This window comes from Acinetobacter sp. SAAs474 (assembly GCF_032823475.1).
GTDB lineage: Bacteria > Pseudomonadota > Gammaproteobacteria > Pseudomonadales > Moraxellaceae > Acinetobacter.
In genome coordinates, this window is record NZ_CP127915.1 from 2,091,173 (window position 1) to 2,109,493 (window position 18,321).

26 protein-coding genes are annotated in these 18,321 nt (G+C 35.2%); 14 read left to right on the forward strand and 12 right to left on the reverse strand.

Annotated features, from left to right (window positions below):
• Nucleotides 1-90: 90 nt before the first annotated feature.
• Nucleotides 91-1,191 carry a signal recognition particle-docking protein FtsY gene (gene ftsY / locus QSG86_RS10620; protein WP_317031467.1) on the forward strand — a complete coding sequence of 367 codons (1,101 nt, stop codon included), beginning with the start codon at nt 91-93 and terminating at the stop codon, nt 1,189-1,191.
• 531 nt (nt 1,192-1,722) lie between these two features.
• Complete coding sequence (locus QSG86_RS10625) at nt 1,723-2,316, forward strand: nitroreductase family protein (protein ID WP_317031468.1); 594 nt, start codon at nt 1,723-1,725, stop codon at nt 2,314-2,316.
• A 343-nt stretch (nt 2,317-2,659) separates the two neighbouring features.
• Here QSG86_RS10625 and QSG86_RS10630 read toward each other — a convergent pair whose 3' ends face one another.
• The 3 genes from QSG86_RS10630 to QSG86_RS10640 form a co-directional block, all read right to left on the reverse strand.
• Entirely contained in the window at nt 2,660-3,073 is a 414-nt protein-coding gene (locus QSG86_RS10630; protein WP_317031469.1) for an HIT family protein, read from the reverse strand.
• A gap of 22 nt (nt 3,074-3,095) precedes the next feature.
• The gene (locus QSG86_RS10635) at nt 3,096-3,365 is read right to left on the reverse strand and encodes a YARHG domain-containing protein (RefSeq protein WP_317031470.1); all 270 of its coding nucleotides are present in this window, start codon (nt 3,363-3,365) and stop codon (nt 3,096-3,098) included.
• A 64-nt stretch (nt 3,366-3,429) separates the two neighbouring features.
• On the reverse strand, nt 3,430-4,302 hold the full coding sequence (locus QSG86_RS10640; RefSeq protein ID WP_317031471.1) for an NAD(P)-dependent oxidoreductase: 873 nt from the start codon (nt 4,300-4,302) through the stop codon (nt 3,430-3,432).
• Between the two features lie 1,037 nt (nt 4,303-5,339).
• Between QSG86_RS10640 and QSG86_RS10645 the strand changes: the two genes are divergently transcribed.
• On the forward strand, nt 5,340-5,924 hold the full coding sequence (locus tag QSG86_RS10645; protein WP_317031472.1) for a YceI family protein: 585 nt from the start codon (nt 5,340-5,342) through the stop codon (nt 5,922-5,924).
• A gap of 145 nt (nt 5,925-6,069) precedes the next feature.
• Nucleotides 6,070-7,089: a site-specific integrase gene (locus QSG86_RS10650; RefSeq protein ID WP_317031473.1), complete on the forward strand. Its 1,020-nt coding sequence runs from the start codon at nt 6,070-6,072 to the stop codon at nt 7,087-7,089.
• Here QSG86_RS10650 and QSG86_RS10655 read toward each other — a convergent pair.
• From QSG86_RS10655 to QSG86_RS10695, 9 genes are all read right to left on the reverse strand, one after another.
• On the reverse strand, nt 7,086-7,370 hold the full coding sequence (locus tag QSG86_RS10655) for a DNA-binding protein (RefSeq protein ID WP_317031474.1): 285 nt from the start codon (nt 7,368-7,370) through the stop codon (nt 7,086-7,088). The genes QSG86_RS10650 and QSG86_RS10655 overlap by 4 nt on opposite strands.
• Entirely contained in the window at nt 7,370-7,567 is a 198-nt protein-coding gene (locus QSG86_RS10660; RefSeq protein ID WP_317031475.1) for a hypothetical protein, read from the reverse strand. Before QSG86_RS10660 ends, QSG86_RS10655 begins: the two co-directional genes overlap by 1 nt.
• Nucleotides 7,564-8,154 carry an HNH endonuclease signature motif containing protein gene (locus QSG86_RS10665; protein WP_317031476.1) on the reverse strand — a complete coding sequence of 197 codons (591 nt, stop codon included), beginning with the start codon at nt 8,152-8,154 and terminating at the stop codon, nt 7,564-7,566. The genes QSG86_RS10660 and QSG86_RS10665 overlap by 4 nt, the downstream gene beginning before the upstream one ends.
• A 3-nt stretch (nt 8,155-8,157) precedes the next feature.
• Nucleotides 8,158-8,397, reverse strand: coding sequence for a hypothetical protein (locus QSG86_RS10670; protein ID WP_317031477.1), 240 nt, complete (start codon nt 8,395-8,397; stop codon nt 8,158-8,160).
• Nucleotides 8,398-8,536: 139 nt separating this feature from the next.
• A complete protein-coding gene (locus QSG86_RS10675; RefSeq protein WP_317031478.1) occupies nt 8,537-9,691 on the reverse strand; it encodes a hypothetical protein in 1,155 nt (384 codons plus the stop codon).
• 5 nt (nt 9,692-9,696) lie between these two features.
• Nucleotides 9,697-10,377, reverse strand: coding sequence for a 3'-5' exonuclease (locus QSG86_RS10680; RefSeq protein ID WP_317031479.1), 681 nt, complete (start codon nt 10,375-10,377; stop codon nt 9,697-9,699).
• The gene (locus QSG86_RS10685) at nt 10,374-11,504 is read right to left on the reverse strand and encodes an ATP-binding protein (RefSeq protein WP_317031480.1); all 1,131 of its coding nucleotides are present in this window, start codon (nt 11,502-11,504) and stop codon (nt 10,374-10,376) included. The genes QSG86_RS10680 and QSG86_RS10685 overlap by 4 nt, the downstream gene beginning before the upstream one ends.
• Nucleotides 11,504-11,929, reverse strand: coding sequence for a hypothetical protein (locus QSG86_RS10690; protein ID WP_317031481.1), 426 nt, complete (start codon nt 11,927-11,929; stop codon nt 11,504-11,506). Before QSG86_RS10690 ends, QSG86_RS10685 begins: the two co-directional genes overlap by 1 nt.
• A gap of 245 nt (nt 11,930-12,174) precedes the next feature.
• A complete protein-coding gene (locus QSG86_RS10695) occupies nt 12,175-12,870 on the reverse strand; it encodes an XRE family transcriptional regulator (RefSeq protein ID WP_317031482.1) in 696 nt (231 codons plus the stop codon).
• A 193-nt stretch (nt 12,871-13,063) separates the two neighbouring features.
• On the opposite strand from QSG86_RS10695, the gene QSG86_RS10700 reads away from it, so the two are divergent.
• From QSG86_RS10700 to QSG86_RS10745, 10 genes are all read left to right on the forward strand, one after another.
• Entirely contained in the window at nt 13,064-13,291 is a 228-nt protein-coding gene (locus QSG86_RS10700; RefSeq protein ID WP_317031483.1) for a YdaS family helix-turn-helix protein, read from the forward strand.
• Nucleotides 13,292-13,300: 9 nt separating this feature from the next.
• On the forward strand, nt 13,301-13,630 hold the full coding sequence (locus QSG86_RS10705; RefSeq protein ID WP_317031484.1) for a hypothetical protein: 330 nt from the start codon (nt 13,301-13,303) through the stop codon (nt 13,628-13,630).
• A 5-nt stretch (nt 13,631-13,635) separates the two neighbouring features.
• Nucleotides 13,636-13,797, forward strand: coding sequence for a hypothetical protein (locus tag QSG86_RS10710; protein ID WP_317031485.1), 162 nt, complete (start codon nt 13,636-13,638; stop codon nt 13,795-13,797).
• On the forward strand, nt 13,794-14,756 hold the full coding sequence (locus QSG86_RS10715; RefSeq protein WP_317031486.1) for a helix-turn-helix domain-containing protein: 963 nt from the start codon (nt 13,794-13,796) through the stop codon (nt 14,754-14,756). Before QSG86_RS10710 ends, QSG86_RS10715 begins: the two co-directional genes overlap by 4 nt.
• Nucleotides 14,757-14,943: 187 nt before the next feature.
• The gene (locus tag QSG86_RS10720; RefSeq protein ID WP_317031487.1) at nt 14,944-15,228 is read left to right on the forward strand and encodes a hypothetical protein; all 285 of its coding nucleotides are present in this window, start codon (nt 14,944-14,946) and stop codon (nt 15,226-15,228) included.
• Nucleotides 15,229-15,280: 52 nt separating this feature from the next.
• A complete protein-coding gene (locus QSG86_RS10725; protein ID WP_317031488.1) occupies nt 15,281-15,853 on the forward strand; it encodes a hypothetical protein in 573 nt (190 codons plus the stop codon).
• Nucleotides 15,854-15,856: 3 nt separating this feature from the next.
• Nucleotides 15,857-16,264 (forward strand): hypothetical protein, encoded by a 408-nt coding sequence (locus tag QSG86_RS10730; RefSeq protein WP_317031489.1) that lies wholly within the window; start codon nt 15,857-15,859, stop codon nt 16,262-16,264.
• Nucleotides 16,265-16,428: 164 nt separating this feature from the next.
• The gene (locus QSG86_RS10735) at nt 16,429-16,917 is read left to right on the forward strand and encodes a hypothetical protein (protein ID WP_317031490.1); all 489 of its coding nucleotides are present in this window, start codon (nt 16,429-16,431) and stop codon (nt 16,915-16,917) included.
• Nucleotides 16,918-17,138: 221 nt separating this feature from the next.
• Complete coding sequence (locus tag QSG86_RS10740; RefSeq protein ID WP_317031491.1) at nt 17,139-17,549, forward strand: hypothetical protein; 411 nt, start codon at nt 17,139-17,141, stop codon at nt 17,547-17,549.
• The gene (locus tag QSG86_RS10745) at nt 17,546-18,142 is read left to right on the forward strand and encodes a hypothetical protein (RefSeq protein WP_317031492.1); all 597 of its coding nucleotides are present in this window, start codon (nt 17,546-17,548) and stop codon (nt 18,140-18,142) included. Before QSG86_RS10740 ends, QSG86_RS10745 begins: the two co-directional genes overlap by 4 nt.
• The last annotated feature ends 179 nt before the right edge of the window (nt 18,143-18,321 follow it).

Genomic DNA, 18,321 nt, shown 5'->3' on the forward strand with positions numbered 1-18,321 from the left:
TAGCTGCCTGATTGTTTGAATTACTCAGAAAAGTCTTAATCTTTATGCTAGAATTTAAGTTTTTAACGCTATGCTTTTCAAGGATTCGGCATGCAACAGCAATCTAATGAGCAAAACAAATTTTTGATTGATGCTGATATCGGAGATGATGATGTCACATTACCGAACTTACCTTCGTTAAATGTCCCTATCGTTGAAACACCAGTAAAAGAAAGTTCAGCTGCACCAACAACCGTAGCAGCAGAATCCGAATCAGAACCATCTAAAAAAGGTTTCTTCGGTCGAATGAAAGAAGGATTGACCAAAACACGTAAAAACTTTACTGATGGTATGGTCAATATTTTAATTGGTGGTAAAGAAATTGATGATGAATTGCTTGAAGAAGTAGAAGAACAATTACTCATTGCTGATATTGGTGTAGATGCGACTAAAACGATTATTGCCAATTTAACTGAACGTACAGCACGTGGTGATCTTATTTATTCACATTCACTGTATAAGGCTTTACAAGAAGAGTTAGTTGCTTTGTTGGCACCTCGTGTTAAACCATTACACATCGATCCAAATAAATCACCCTATGTGATTTTGGTTGTGGGTGTAAATGGTGTGGGGAAAACGACGACCATTGGTAAATTGGCAAAACGTTTACAGGGTGAAGGTAAAAAAGTCATGTTGGCAGCAGGCGATACCTTTAGAGCTGCAGCAACAGAGCAACTGCAAATATGGGGTGAACGTAATAATATTGCAGTTGTTGCACAAGGGCATGGTGCAGATGCTGCATCTGTCATTTTTGATGCATTTGAGAGTGCTCGTGCTAAAGGTGTTGACGTATTAATTGCAGATACAGCAGGCCGTTTGCATAATAAAAGTCATTTAATGCAAGAGTTAACCAAAGTAAAGCGAGTGATGCAAAAAATTGATGCAACAGCACCGCATGAAGTTATGCTTGTTGTCGATGCTGGAACTGGTCAAAATGCGATTAATCAAGTTGAGTTGTTTGATGAGGCAGTAGGTTTAACAGGCATTACGATTACTAAATTGGATGGTACTGCTAAGGGTGGCGTATTATTTAATATTGCGAGTCGCACACATGTGCCTATTCGCTTTATTGGTGTCGGTGAAAAAATTGATGATTTACGTCCATTTTCTGCTAAAGCATTTGTTGCGGCATTATTTGAAACTGATAAGTAACATGGTAGTCAGAAGCAAATTATCCTTGTATAAAGATTAATTTTACATAGTCGAATCATAGCAACGATGTCATTGAGGTGGGTATTGCCTATTTTGCTGTTGATAAGACTGTTAAAATCTATAAAGTTCATCTAAATAAAAAAACAGCAATGTTTGGTTTAGATGAACAGATTAAAATCATGAACAATTGGCTAATATCGATGACTTAAGATTGCATTGGGTATAAGGTTGAAATCATTTTTCTCATTCATTATTTATGACTAAACTGACAATAACAATTAATCGTCAGTATGAAATAGCCATTGTTGTTCTATGATTACGTAATTCACACCCTAATCATAACACCTGAATTTTAAATCACTATCAGTCAATAAAAGTTAAATAGTTAATTTAAATAATATTTATTTTATTTACCATATTTTCATTGTTCTATAAATAAAACACTATGTGGTTAATTTTATACTTTTTAAATGATTAGGTAACAGTAATAATAGTCTCATGGTTCAAGATTTAATTTTAGAGGAAATATAAATGTCATTTTTAGATCATATGGAAAACCGCCGTAGTATTTATGCGATTGGTAAAAATGTTACATTGGATCAAACAAAAATTAAAGAATTGATTGAGCGAGCAATTAAATTAAGCCCTTCTTCTTTTAATTCACAAAGCTCTCGTGCAGTGATTCTATTTGGTCAATCTCATGAAAAATTTTGGGAGATTGTATTAGAGACATTGCGTAAAATTGTACCTGCCGAAGCATTTAGTAATACTGCAACAAAAATTCAAAGTTTTGCAGCGGGTTATGGTACGGTTTTGTTTTATGAAGATCAAGATGTAGTAAAATCGTTACAAGAAAACTTTGCAGCATATGCAGAAAATTTTCCAATATGGTCAGAACATTCTACAGCAATTGCACAATTTGCCGTTTGGACAGCACTTTCTGAACATCATATTGGTGCATCATTACAGCATTATAATCCAATTATTGATGAAGAAGTTGCACAAACTTTTGCTATTCCAGCGCAGTGGAAATTACGTGCCCAACTGGTCTTTGGTTCAGTTGAAGCGCCTGCATCCGATAAAAGCTATATTGAAGATGAAATTCGCTTTAAAACATTTAACTAATTTTAAAGTCGCTATAACAATATAGTAAATCTAATGGTTATGCGTGGATGATCTATAGTTGGATTAAACTTTAGCCAGTATTCTATATTTTTAGATAGCTTAAATGATTGTGTTGGAAAATAATCTGACTATAACCTGATTTTTACTCTATTTGATTGATAAATAATATCTTATAGATTAAAAATCAGGTTTTTTCTGGGGCAGTATTGTAAAAAAGCGGGTTGCAGTTTATTTTTAGTGAAATTTTTTAATTCTAATGAGCCTGTTTTTCTATCAAAATATCCTAGCATTGCTAATGAAAAAGGAAGCTTAATTTAGCCTCCTTAGATCATCATTTAAGCGATTAAATAGCAGCTTTGATTTTTTCTGCAAGCGCTTTGATTTTTTCCTGATCACCCATTTCTATTGCATGTTTACCAAGTTCATGTATTGAGCTTGGAATCAAATGGAAGTGAACATGAGGAACAGTTTGCCCAGCACTTGAACCGGAAAGTTGCATCAATACAATTCCTTGTGCACCTAAACCAGTTTGAATTGCTTTGGCAATTTTTTGCACGATTTGAATTGTGTATGTAGCCGCTTCAGGGTCTAAATCTAATAAAGTCTCTGCTGGTGTTTTAGGAATAACCAGCGTATGACCATCTGCTTGAGGCATGATATCCATAAAAGCAAGTACATGCTCATCTTCATAAACTTTGATTGCGGGTAATTCATTACGAAGAATTTTTGCAAAAATATTTTGGTCATTATAAGCCATATTGATTCCTTAATTTAAAAACTTATTTACATTGCAATTCTTTTTGACGTGCTTTGATTTGATCAAGGCGAGCTTGCTCAGCTTCAGAAAACTTTGGTTTGCTCGTATAACAGTCTGCATTGTTATTAAAACGTGCTTTTGCATCAGGATCTTTAAAGCAAAAGCCTTTAGATGCATAAATGACATCAGAATCTTGTTGTAATTTTTTACATTCTTGTTCTGATGCAAATGCACTATTTAAACTGAATAATCCAGTACAACAGCCCAACAGCAAAATAGCAAACTTATTCATAAGTGGATCTCCAATAATATAATAATGTGATAGCAATCTGGCATGGTGCCATTATTAGCTTGATTTAATCGATGATAATCTTAGTCCAAGATTCATACAATTTAACTACACTAGAAAAGTCTTGATTTACTTCCGATGTTAAATTTGCAGTTTGAATAAGATTATAGGTTAAAGATAATAAAGGTGATGGTAATTTGGCTTCATGAACAAGATCAATGGCAATACCTGCATCTTTTGTTAATAACGGTAAGGCAAAGGTTAGAGGGAAGCTACGATTTAAAATCCGCTGAGGTAATACAGTTTCGGTCACGCCGCTTTTTCCACTCGAGGCATTAATACAATCTAAGGCTTGATGAAGATCTACACCGTGTGCTTTTAAAGTGGTAAATCCTTCAGCAACTGACCATAAATTGACTGCCAGAAGCATATTATTAACTGCTTTAACAGCAAAGCCAGCACCTGATTCTCCTACATATTTAATCAATTGACCAAAAGTTTCCATAGCTGGGAGTGCTCGTTCAAATGCAGATAAACGTCCTCCCACCATGACAGTCAGTGTGCCATTTTGTGCGCCAATTGTTTGTCCACTTACAGGTGCATCTAGGAAGTCAATACCTAATTTTTCTAGTTGCTGTGTTATCTTTTTGGCAGACTCAGGCACACCACTAGTGCAGTCTACCCAAATGCTCCCTTTTTTTAAGGTATGAGAAAAAATAAGCTGTTCAACTTCATGGCTGGTTGGTAAACAAGAAAAAATAATATCAGCTTGTAATGCCTGATCTAATTCAACGGCTTGAGTGCCAAATTCTTCCGCATGTTTTTTGGCTTTATCAAAATTTCTATTCCACACATAGACGGTTTCAAACTTTTTGGTCAGATGCATTGCCATACGATAGCCCATAGCCCCTAAACCAATAAATGCAACCTTTTGAGTCATAGTATTTCCTTATTTTATTTGCAATCAATGAGCTAAAGTCGAATTAAATGCTTGAATTAGACCGACAGAATGTATGATATCTACTATCATTTCAAGATGATCATCTGATTGCAGGGGTGATATTTTAGCCTAAGCAAAATGATAGATTAATATTACACAAAGTTTATATACAAAATAAATGTGAAAGGGAAGTGGTTTATTTGCTTTAAAATGATTAAGTTATCAAAAAACTGAATATTCTTTTAGCCTATTTATGATAGTATTACTTTGTAATTTATTGATTTTAAATTGAAAAAATAATATTGTCATATTTATATATGAATATTTAAACAGTATTTTTATAATACAAAATAAAATAAGTTAAATATAAATATATCAATATGTTAAATAAACTATTGGGTATAAAAAATATCTAGCGATAATAATATTGATTTAATTGCTCGCAGACTGAATAGCGGTGATGATCGCTTTATATCAGAATTGGATGAATTCACATACTTTCATTGTTTTCACTTTTTACTTTATAAAATCTATTTGTTAGGCATTATAAAAGCAAAAATATTGAGGTAATCTTTTCAGATTTTATTTATTTTCGATTTCTCATTTACGAGCAAACTTAGCTTCGTATTTTCATTCTTGTTAGTAAAAATGGTAGGTCTTTAATACAGGTAGTTAAAGTGTTATAGATTTGATTATTGCTGTGATATTGGATTAATCTGGAAATTATAATGAAAGAGACATCTAGGAGAGCTAAGTTGTATTGCATAAACTGAATTGAGTGTGGATTGATTTAATATCTGATGGCAGATGAAAAAGTGATAATGCTAAAATAATCAGAGAATATCGCTGTATAGCGAGTAGTTTTATTTGCGATGAAATAAAAGGACAAAATATTGCAGTGTTTAAGAATAAATCATTTTTATGCATAAAAAGCATATATCGTTCTAATTATGAAACATATTGTTTTATCTATAACCGTATTTTAAAATAAAAATTGCATAGAATAATTGACATTGAAATAAGAGAGTTTATATATCATGAATTTAAAAGCATTATCTTTAGGTCTTGTTGCTGCATCTTTGACAACATTAACGATAGCAAAACCTGTAGCATATGAAATTGATCCAACCCATACCGCAACGGTGTTTTCATGGAACCATTTTGGTTTTTCTACACCTTCTGCTAACTTTCGTGACATTCAAGGCGTGATTCATGTAGATGAAAAAGTTCCTGCTAACTCATCAGTGAATGTTGTTATTCCTGTTTCAAGTCTAAATACTAATGTTCAAGCACTAGATGAACATTTACAAACAGCAGATTTTTTTGATGAAAAGAAATACCCAACCATTACTTTTAAAAGTACTAAAGTAGAAACTAAAGACAAAAAGAAATTTAAAATTACGGGTAATTTAACAGTTAAAGGTGTAACTAAACCTGTTGTATTGGATGCCGTTCTAAATAAATCAGCGGTACATCCAATGTCTAAAGCACAAACAATTGGTTTTAATGCAACAACTTCATTTGATCGTTCTGCATTTGGTGTCGGTGCATATGTACCGAATGTAGGTGATAAAATTACAGTAAATATTACCACTGAAGCATCAGTTAAAGATAAAAAGTAATTAAATCATAGTTTTATGTTGATTGAAGCCGTCTTGTATGACGGTTTTTTATTGCCTACAGCTTACTAAATGTTGATTATTTTCGTTATTTTTACAGCTTTTTTGGTAATATAGGAAAAAATTTACGCCAGATTTACGCCATAAAATGAAGATACCAAAACCTAGAAAACGTGGTAATTCTTTTCGGATTGAACTTATGTTTAATGGAAAAAGAATTAGCGCAACAAGAGATACAGAAAAAGAGTGTGAGCAATGGGCTGCATTAAAACTACTTGAATTAAAAACTGGCAAGGCCGAGGAAGAAAAAGGTATAAAGCCTGCATATCCTTTTAAGCAACTTTGCGAAAAGTATTATTCTGATCGTGGTAGTAAATTAAAGTCAGCTGCCGTTATTAAAAATAAGTTTGACAATATCGATAGGATTCTTGGTGATCTAGCAACAAAATCTATTTATGACTTTCAGCCTGAGGATATTGTGCGTTGGAGAAACAAACGAGTGCTTGAGGTGCAAAGTAGTACCGCACTTCGTGAATTTGCTATGTTTGCATCTGTATTTAGCTGGGCACAAAAAGAGCTTTTCATTTTAGATAAGAACGTTTGGAGCGTAGTTGTTAAGCCAAATAAGGGAAAACCTAGAAATCAACGCATAACGCCTAAACAACAAGAAAAGTTATTAAAAGGCTTTAAGTGGAACATTAATACAAAACCCATCCGTGTAATGCACTATGTTGCCTGGTCTATGCTTTTTGCACTAGAAACAGCTATGCGTAAAGGTGAAATACTAGCAATGAGAAGGGGGCATGTTAAAGATGGATTTATTCACCTACCAGTTACCAAAAATGGAGATTCTAGAAATGTACCATTATCAGCTGAAGCAAAAAGACTGTTAGCTTTAATTCCTCAAGACCAGGATATTATCGTTCCCGTTAAAGAAAAATCTTTTAGACGAACTTTTTACCGTGTTCGTGGCGAAGTCGGATTAGATGAAATCAACTTCCACGACACACGCCACGAAGCAATTACAAGAATGGTAAAACTAAGAAAACTACCTGTTGAAATACTCGCAAAAATTACAGGACATAAGACGATTGGGATACTAATTAATACTTACTATAACCCCGATGCACAAGATTTAGTTGAAATGTTTAATAGTACAGAGAGCTAATTAGCTCTCGGTCTACCTTTCTTTTCTTTTTGTGTCAGCATTACGTGAGCAATTCTAGGATTGTATAAACATTTGCCTTTCGTGCCCTGATTAATACTAATTAGTGTAGATCTAATTGTATTAACACTAAGATTATATTTTTCAGCCAATTGAGCTGCACTAACCAGCTCAATATCAACCTCTTTTAGCTCTTTAACAATCCCACCACCAATATCTTGACCAAGCATAATTTTAGGTGGTACATCTGACTCAACTATAATTGCGTATTTAAGTACACCCATCAACTAATCTCCTTCAAACTCTCCACAATGGAGTCCGGCAAACTTTCCGCTGCTTTAGTCATTGCCTGATCAAAACCGCCATTAGCGATAAATGCATCCACTGGATTATCCAGGTTAAGTACATTTAAGTCAGAATTGCATTCCGGGCAAATATCATCATTAAATTGAACTTTGCATTCGTTGTATTGTTTAGTCATGAATGGGCTCCTAATTTGTGCTTCAAATTTTTAATCTTGGCCATTAATAAGCAAGACTCGTTACTTTGAGGTGTGGCTAATTGATGAAAACTTTGACTATAACGAACCATTTCTGCTTTGCTCATCAAAATTAGATTATCTAATCGGCAATCTGTTCTATCCTGATTCTTAAAGGCAACGATATGATTTTCTGGTACCGGTCCATGTGCTTTTTCCCAAACAACACAATGCTTTAAATCAAAAATATTTGGTTCAGCGGTTTTAATTAAAACGTATCCATCTTTAGAGCACATACGTTCATAACCAATAGGTTTTTTATTCCACGCAATTTGACCCTTTTTAAAACTAGTTTTATTTGATCCAGTTAAACCCTTAGTGCCTTTATTTACTGGAATATTTCCTTTTTCAAAACAACCAGTACGGCCGGTTTTCCATTTATTTCGAGTGCATAGTGATTTAATGTTATCGACACTAAATAAGGTACCAAACCTTGCATTTACTTTTGCAGTCAAATCTTTTCGTTCAAGAACACAGTTAGATTTAATAAAATCTAACTGCTCTTGAGTATACTTAATAGGCTTAGGCATAACTCATCCGATCAGGTTTTGAGGAATTTCAACTGAGTCAGCGTTTTTTACACCACGATATTCAGCAACCAGTTTTGCAGCACTTAAGCGCATATTATTGTTTTTAATGACTTGCTCACTGATTTTTTCAATAGCTTCAGCTTTTTGAATTTCAGCTTCCAATTCACCACCTTTTAAATCCGGATTGCTTAGGCGGTTAAGTTGAGCAAATAAAATTGAATTAAGGTCCATTGGTGTATTCATTACGCTCTCCAAATCGCTTCTTTAAACTTTGCATCAACAAGAAGACTGTCAACTTCACTAAAATTTACGTTGTTGAAAACATGTGTCATTTTTTCACCAAACACTGTAAGTATCCGGGTAATAGTCGAGTATTCAAATCTCATGACATACTCTCCAACTCTTTACGTCGCTTAATAACACATGCCATGAGCTTCGGTTGAATATCAGGATGACGACTAGCAACATCAATCTCTAGCGCGTCTAACTCTGTCAGATCCGCTGCGTTTTTAATTTGAACCATGAGGGAAGGCGGCTCACTCTCAACTTTATTCAATTCATCAAGTTCGATAAGCCGTGCATTAATAGCTTTCATCAATGGCTTGCGCTGTTCTTCGGTCCACGCCGTTGTGTATTTAACTAATGCATTTGCTTCAGCTGGTGAATTTGCTTCTTTTGCACGTGCAACAAGATCATTAAGACGTTCTTGGTAAATCATATTCTCAGCTTCTTGCTGCAGTTTTCTTAGCTCAACTACTGAAAGTTCACCAGAATCATTTTTAGGTGTATGTTGCTCAGGATCCAATTCAGCTAATTTTTCACTAAAACATGCATTAAGATCATTATGCTCTTTATCACTTAAGGTACCATTCGCTGAAAAAACAGAGCGGATCTTCACTAAAGCTTCGGGTGTCGTTGCTTGCTGAATTTGATACTCAAATGAAGCATAGAGATCATCAATCGTACCTTGCACGACAGTAAGTTTTGGCTCTTCAGTTATTTTTTCACTCAAGCTATCTTCAACAACATCGATAGGGCCTTGCTCAACGATAGTGATTTCAGATTTTGGTCCTTCAGTCTTTTTGCGTGAAGTACGTTTCTTTGGTTCTTTAGGTTCTTCACCTAAGCGCACAACACTCAAATCATTATCAAGTTCGCAACCAAGGATTTTAGATAAAGCTTTTAATTGAAGCTTGGCATTTTCAGCATCACGTTGAACAAAGCCACTGTTTATAGCTTCAACCAGTGCACTAGTTTTGAAATTAACAACATAAATAGAAGGGCCATACGTGTTAACAATAAAAACTTCTTGGCCTTCCTGGTATTCATCCAAAGTTAAAGGCTTGGTAAATTCAATACCAGCAACACTGATCATTTCAATCTTGATGCAAAACTCATAACCGGCTTTAGCGAAAATAGTCGCTGGAAACTGATCAATATCATTAAAATCAAGCATTTCACCGATAGCACGACACATTACATTTTTGCCCGAAAGCATTGCATTAAAAGCTTCTTGAGCAGAGATTAAATTATTCATGGCAATTATCCTTTTAATGCTTTGCGTAAAAATGGGTCTAGATCTGGCTGCATAATTAACCAGCGCTTATAGTCAGGCGGTAAGAACTTAATTTCAGTACCTTTATGCTTTCCAAACGTCATGTGAGTAGGAATTCTTGCAATTTCAGAAGCCTGGTAAAGATCATCAAGATTTTGAATATTCAGTTCGCGTACAATGCTTTTTAAAAGCATGCCAGTGAGTAATACATCTTGCTTGGCATTATGTGCTGAACGTAATTTTTGACGAGCTAAATCACTACCATTCAAAAGCATGTAAATAAGTGCGGATAAGGAATGAGATTGAGCATCTGGCCAAACCTTACGAGCTAAAGCTAACGTGCAGATAATTTTGATATTTTCAGTATCAACACCACATTTCTGGATTGCCTCAATATCGTAGTCAATGTTATGGCCAACGATGTATTGAACATCATTGGGAAGGATAAAGGTTGTATAAAAAGGCTTTCCAGCAATATCAGATTCAAGGATGTGATGAACAGCCATAGCACCATATGAAATCGCTGAATTAATAGAGAAATACTCATCAAATACCTGATCAGCAAAAATGGAGACTTCGCAATTCTTTAATTGAAAAGGTACATATGCAATTTCAATAGGAAGACCTTTAAGATCATGTGTTTCGGTATCTAAAATTAATGCGTTCATGCTGTTTCCATTTCTGATTTAGCCAGATTTTCAATTTCGTTTTTTACGGCTTGTAAGTTTGATTCTTCGATTTGATTAAGTGCATCAATACCCAAATATTCGCAAACTGTTTTAGTATCTAAACCGCGTTCATCAATGAAGGCTTGAAGTTCATCACGCTGTTGATCTGTGATGCCATTAAATTCAGGTGGGTTTTCCCAAGTTTTCTTTTCTTTATTTGCAACACAACCAAGCGTTCTTGCTCTAGCAACAATGGCTTGACGCATATTATGAAAATACATATGGCCTTCATCATTTTTGAGAGTTTCAGTAAGTTGGTTTAGATCAGAAGCATATAAAGCCTCATCACAACTTTGAATGAAGTTGTTCAACTCATCCTGAGCTTTAATATTTGCAAGCTGAGCAGGGGTAAGTGTATTGATATGAGCTTTGGCATCTTTAATAAGCTCAGCCAAGAAATTAGGATTTTCTTTTAAATCTGGTACCCACACTTCGCCAGTCTCACCACCCAATCCACCTGAATTTTTAGCGTGATGGGTAGGTGATGGCTTAAAGTTGATAACACGAGCATTCTTGCCTTCACCAGTGGTCACAGTGGTCATATAGCCCATCATGTCGGCAATACGGTACAACTCATTTCGATTCTTGCCGCCAAGCTCAGGACGATAAATAACTTGATCGCCGTTCTGGTCTTCAGAAGCATGAGCAATGAAAACCACATCCTTACCAAAGCTAAGTAGGGTATTGATGTACTGCTTAAATTTCATATTTGCCAAGCCTTGAGCTTTAAGTTTTAAAGCACCATCTGTTTGGCAATTTGTCGATGTTTTTAATAAATGGGTTTTAATGCATTCAAGCATTGCGCCAACAGTATCAATAACTACAGTGTTGAAAGGTGCAAGATCATGTTCTTTTATATTTTCAATATCAGACCATTGCTGAACAGGTACGACAGCTCCGCGACGAAGTTCGCCAGTACGATGTGCACCACGATCAAAGTCAAAAGAAATAGCATTATCAGCAGTAAAGCCAAGTGATGTTTTACCAAGACCAGGATCTGCATAAATGTATGTGATAATTGCACTGATGTTTAATGCTTGGTCGGCAGGGATAATATTTAATGACATTACACAGCCTCCACAAGTTGATTCTTTTCAATGAAATCAGATAGCAATAAGTTGATATTGCGATGATCGTTGTAATCAGTGAAATCGTTATAAGATTTTCCATTCATGTCAGTGATGCTTTCAACTGCAAGATTTGTGATATCAATTGCTGTGTACTCGGAACCTACAGGACCATAGCTATCAGGATGTGCATCAAAGTTAAAACTAACTTGAATACGAAATTCATCAACTTTTATTACTGCGATACCGGTGTTATTTGGGAAGACTTGTAAAGTTTGTACGCCGTAATCGGTTGGTTGACTAATACTGTAGTCAGGCTGATACACATGTTGTTCGGGAATAGCGAGAGCTGCTAGGCTGCCAAAAGTTACAACGGCAGTAAGTACCATCGCTTTAGGGTTGAAAGGAATTGAGTTTACGTTCATAATTGCCTCGTTGTTAGAAAAAAGCTCCGAAGATTTCTCAGGCCCTCGGGGCTTTTTTATTGCTTACGAGACAAATATAGTTAAAACTGTTTTTATAGTCAATAGGTGAAACTATAAAATATAGATATATTTATATTTTAACTATATGTAATTAAAATGTTTTAAAAATATTTTACACAAAATATTAAATATTTTTTCTAAATGCATAAAAAAACCGCTTGAAGCGGTTTTTTTTAAACAAGTAATTAACCAGCTCTATAGAACTGTCGACCAATTACCCTAAAGCTACTACCATTTACATCTGATATTACTTTATCTCGATATTTGGGATTTAAACTATGAAGAATTAGTTTTCCACCTTCTTCTTTAATTATTTGCTTCAGCATGGCTTCACCTTCAAAATAAACAGCATAGAATTCATTATCTTTAATTTCAGTATCTGATAAATCAATAGCGAACTCATCCTCATTACAAATATATGGCTCTTGAGAGTCACCTTTTGCAATTGCTAGTTTTACATTTTCAGGTTTGACACCGTATTTCTTAAAGAAACTAGGTGAAAAGTCCCGTACCCCAAGAACTTCATCAAAATGAAACTCAATAGATTCACCATTTCCACACGAAAATCTTATATTCACTAAGTCAATCCAAATTCTTTCATCTTCATTATTTTCACTTGAATTTATAGTAATTTTTGTTGATTTTTCAAGTAGATTTTTTAAATCTGCATCAACATCCGATGCTGTCTTCCCCGTTGATAACCAATAAGCATCAACATTTAACAGTGCAGCAATTTCAGGCAAAAATGCAGATTTTTGCGTTTTACCTGATTCTAGTGCTTGGTATGTTGGTTGTTTGATTCCAACAGCAGAAGCCACTTGCTCCTGCTTAAGTCCGGCTTTTAAGCGAGACTCTTTTAATCTCTGTCCCAAAGTCGTCATGATCGCTCTCATTTCAAAGCAGCATCTTAATAGCTGCAACTATAAAAATTAATAATACATTGTTTTTTCGGTCAATGTTTTATATTCGGAAACAACTAAATAATAAAAAATTATAGATATAACTTTACTAATTCATTGACATTTAATAGTTAAAACTATAAATTATGGACTTACATAATGGGAGTATAGCCAAATGTCTGTAGAAAACTATCGTTTAGTCGTTAGTCACTTCGGTAATCAAGAGTTAACCGCTGAAGCACTTGAGGTGAAACAGTCATCTGTTAATGCATGGGTGAAAGGAAAGTCGTGTATGCGCCCAAGAACAGCAGCACTAACACAGTCTTTAACAAATGGAAAATTTAAAGCTGCCGAACTGTGTCCAGAGTTAAGAGAGTGCTTGGAATTAATAAACGCTCTATAGGAGATATTTATGTCGAACCTAAATGTAAAGCTTGATGCGCAAGCATCTTTTAGATACCCATCAGATTGGGATGTAGTTATCAAAAGGAGTCCAGAGGACAAAGCAACATGGATTCGAGAGGCTGTCAGAAGAAGACTCATTGATGAAAATCTCATTTCAAATGATGTAGATCATTTTTCTCAAAAAATCTCATGTATGCAAAGGGATACATTGATTACATCGAATACCGAAAAGAATTCAAGTGTATTCAAAATATTAATTAGTATTTTTAAGAAAGTACACCCGCAAAAAAAGACCGACGGCAATCGATCTTTTTCTGCTCACTCATCACAAGGATAAGCAAAATGAACAATCAAATATTAACAGAGATAGAAATTAATCGAAAGATCTATTTCTTTCAAAAAGCTATCGAACAGTATTTTGAAAACAATACGGCGCAAAACTCTCAAGCTGTAGAGAAAGCAAAACGCGAATTAGTTGAATTCGCAATGAAGGTGAGACTATGAGTCTTGATGCTACAAACTGGGCTTGGCGTGTCGAGCTTAAGGAAAAACAAGGTGGAGCAAGAAAGGCGCTTAAGCGTCTTATCTTGCTTTCACTAGCAGATCGCGCTGGTGAAGACCATTGCTGTTATCCAAGCATGCAACGCTTGGAAAAAGACACAGGACTTGAGCGTAAAACAGTTTTAAAAATTATTTCTGAGCTATTGGACGATGATTTAATTGCTGATACTGGTGAGCGAAAAGGCGTAACCAAGCGTGTAAAAGTTTATAAATTGAAGGGTGTAAATGGCCGAGAAACAATGCCAGAAACGGCACAATTACAGGATAAAAATTTATCTGAAATAGTACCAACATTGGAACAGTTCCAAAAACGGAATGGTTCCGTTAACGGCATGTTGAATAGTGCCAATAACGGTACTTTGAATAGTGCCGTTATTGGCACACAGAATCTCCCAATAGAATCTACCAATGAATCTAAAAATAAAAAAACATGGCTTTGCCTAAAAAAACTTCGTGAAGAAATATTTTTTGCAGATGCGAGCATCAATTTTGAAATCATCGTGAATTCTAATTGGCTTGAACGCGAAAGACGTGCATTTGAAATTTACAATGTTGAAAAACCAATGAGTGATGAATTGATGATTTATCACTTCACCGACTGGTTACTCAACGCATATGCGAAATACGAAAAACAAGCCAGTGCAAAATTAAATACTGGCCACAATCAAAATTCTGGTGATCAAGTTAAACCAACTCAACTCTCTGAAAAACAAATCTACGCATTTGCTCAAAAACTTTCACATCATCCTGAATTCTCAGGCAAGTACAGCGAACCAGGTGATTCTTACGAAAAACTGGCAGCAAAAATTGCATTGAAACTTTCAGATCCAGTACAGGCTAAAAAATGGGAATCGTATTTGAAGGAAGTGGGTTTTAACGGCGTACTGGAGGATGTTGCATGAAAAACAAATTAACTCTGACCACTCAACCGAATTGTGTTGTTCACAAGTTTCAGCGTCTAGGCTTCATGTGTTCAGAAACTAACGCCGTGTATGTGCTTGATCAACTTGGGTACCAGTTTTACATGCCGTTGGATGAAGCTATGCAGTGTGGTGAGGTGGAATATATCTGTGATTTGGGGGAAGTAGCATGAACACTAGAACAAAACAGCAAAAGCAAAGTACATGTAAGCACTTTAAGAAATTCACATTTGATGATCAGTTGAATATTTTACTTTTTGCTTGCTATGCAACAGAACCGTTTTCTATTCAGGATATTCAAGATGCTGTGATCGATGCACATAAAGCAACGATTCATAGTCAATTGCAGAATTTTGTTGAGCAACGTTACTTGGAAAAAATTGCTGATAACAAGTATCGGGCAACGTTGTATGCAAAAGACATTATGAACGTTAAGGGAGTGCTGATCGCATGACAATGTATGACGTTGAGGAAGAAGTGCTTTGTGGAGCAGGGATGGGAAGCTAATGAAGATTGATTTAACAATTGAGCAAATGCGCCAGATTTTAGATGGTGCACCTAATGATGCAACGCATTCAAAAGTTTTACTTGGTTCTGTGGGTTACTACTTTAATTCATCAAACGATGAATCACATCAAGCTGGCTTATGGATAGATGATGGTGATAATTCTTACTGGGGTCTTAGTTCATATCAAAACTGGGAATTACTTCTTGCTGATAATGGGTTTATTTCACTTGATGACCTTCGCACTGCTATTTTTGAAGAGGAAAAAAATACTTCTGATTTTGAAGAATACATTGTGGCGAAATATCCGAACAGATCAGCAAGGGTTTTAACTCATAGGCTTGAAGATGTTGATGGCACTATGTTTTATGCATGTAAGGATGTTCAAGATCAGTTTGAAGTATGGACTCATCAACAGTCTAGAGTCGATGAGAAAGATAAGCAGATTGCGAAAGCTTTAGCGAAATGGAATTTAGCTAACTCAATTCTGAAAACTATGGATATGGTCATAGTTCCAGATGAGTTTCTTCAAAATCTGGATGAAGTAGAAGAAGCCTTGCGAGATGAATCATAGCAAATGACAACCTACTCACTTGCTGAATACAAGAAATTAGTAAAAAACACACGGCGATTTAAACGCCGTGTAACTGTTTCAGGTCAGAAGACTCTCAATGAGTTTGAAGAAAAACTGGCACGAGAACTTAAGACATTAAATATCGAATTTGAGCGCGAGTTTAAATTTCATCAAACAAGGAAATGGCGGGCTGATTTTTACCTCATTGGAAAAATGATTTTGGTTGAAGTCGAGGGTGGGATTTGGCTTGGTGGAAAAGGAAGGCATACGAGTGGTAAGGGCTATTTAGGTGATATGGAAAAGTATAACGCAGCTCAAGAGTTGGGTTATTCAGTAATACGGTTTAGTACAGCGCAAGTTAAGTCAGGTATGGCGATTGGTCAGATTGAGAAGATGGTGAATGATGCGTAAGAAAAAACATAAATCATGGTTGTATGTGTTGATATTTATAATCTTTCTTGTTGTGGCTTTGACATTAAAAATAATCAACACAATACAGGTCTGTAAAACACAAGATGTCTTCTGGGTAAGTGGTACGCAATATACGTGTGAATGGTTTAAGTGAGGGGAATAGGATGAATGCAGCAGTGACGATTATGCAGGCAGTGGATTGGAAGAAGTACAGTTTTGAAGAATGGTGTCGCCAGCTTGGGGCTTGGATCAATGGTGATAATGAAACGATGGTCCGTATCGTAAAGACCATGCCAAGCAAGCGTATTACACAGGCACAGCGTGAAAAGCTTATGGCTATGTATATGAATGATGAAAAATTAAAAGATCGTTTGTGTGTTAAACGCCGTGGTACCTGTTGTGAACTGGATAGCAATGAAGCACGTGCAATTCAGCGTTTATTTCTAGATATTCAATTGATTGATGATGAAATCTTACGAGACTGGATATCTACAATCTGGTCGCATCATGTACTAGGGAATTCATTGCGTGATATCTCTGCTAGTTGTGATACCTCTGTGAACCAAGTGCGACAAGATTTAAAGTGCGGAAAAGCATTTATTAAGAGCCGGTATTCATTTTTTAAGTTTGAGGAATTCAAAGAAACCACTTGAGTGTGCGCACAGGTTATGGCATATTTGTGATAACTTGGCGAATTTGTATTTAACCGCCGTGATTAAACCTCGCATTTGCGGGGTTTTTTATTGTTTGAAATAATGTGCCATTGATCGGAATTCACAAAATAATTATAGAATTTTAAATAGTTATGTGAGATTAATTGGTTATATTCATTAAATGTATTATTATTTAATGAATATACATGGACTGTCAGATTGTGACGAATAGTAACGAAACAATAGAAAAGCATAAAATTGCTGCTAGTATGAAGAGGTGGACTGATTGTAAGGATATTATATTTTTAATTACTAAGCTTGGAACTGTTGTATGGTGTATCCATATTATTATGACCAATTTGGTGTTAATGGCAGACAAAAATCCGGAAGCAATTAGTTCTATAGCAACTGTTGTGCAAAGTTTGAGTATTAGTAATATTGTTCTATACATCGTTGCAGCAACTAGTGTTGGGTATGGTTATTTTGAAAGAAAGGGTAAGAAACGAGCTATTGAAAAAATGGCAAGTTACCAATACCAGCTTGAAAAATTAGACCCTCATAGAGGTACCAGTGCCTTAACTAGTCAAGGTGATACACCAAAACCAAGCAAAAAAAAGAGGGGGACGAGATGATTGAGATCGTTTTACTTGCTTTCAATATATTGCTTTTAATGTTGATATGGGAGTGTTTTTTTAAAAAAACACTATTAGATACTCATAGAGATAAGCTTTTTGATTTGAGATGTGAGCTTAGAGCTGCATTTGCACAAAAAAATGCACTAAACTCTTCTGCTTATAAAGAGACTAGAGATTTACTGAATGCTCAAATTGCTTTAACTGAGAATTTATCTTTTTTACAGTACATATTATGGAATAATTTCAGACGAAAAAATAAACTTAACCAAGTTGCTGATGATGTTAAATACGAAGCAAAGTATCATATCTCAGATGCTGAATTGGATGAGGTTATTAAAAAGACTAGGGTGAGTGCATCTGATGTATGCGCAAGCTATATGGTAACTAGTTCTTTATTGTTAACTCTTATTGTTTTTACTTTGTCTGTTATTATTGGTGTTTGTATGCTGTTTAAGCATTTTACATCTATTTTTAGCATTACTATTGGTAAGGAAAGAATTTTAAAAATTTGGGAGAGAGCTATTCAAAAGCTTAACTTAACACAGGATATTGTTGAGGATGCTTCAATGCTTCTCATAAAGAAAAGCTAGTATTTAAAAAATTTCCCTGTCACTCGTTGGTATTTCAACTGGCACAAGACCTCACCATTTGGTGGGGTTTTATTTTTAATAAAGCCCACACTGGATGAGCTTTACTATTTGGAGTTTTTAGAGCTTGAGCTTGTTCAGGGTTTTATTGCTGAAGGAATAACTGATTACAGTATTATCTT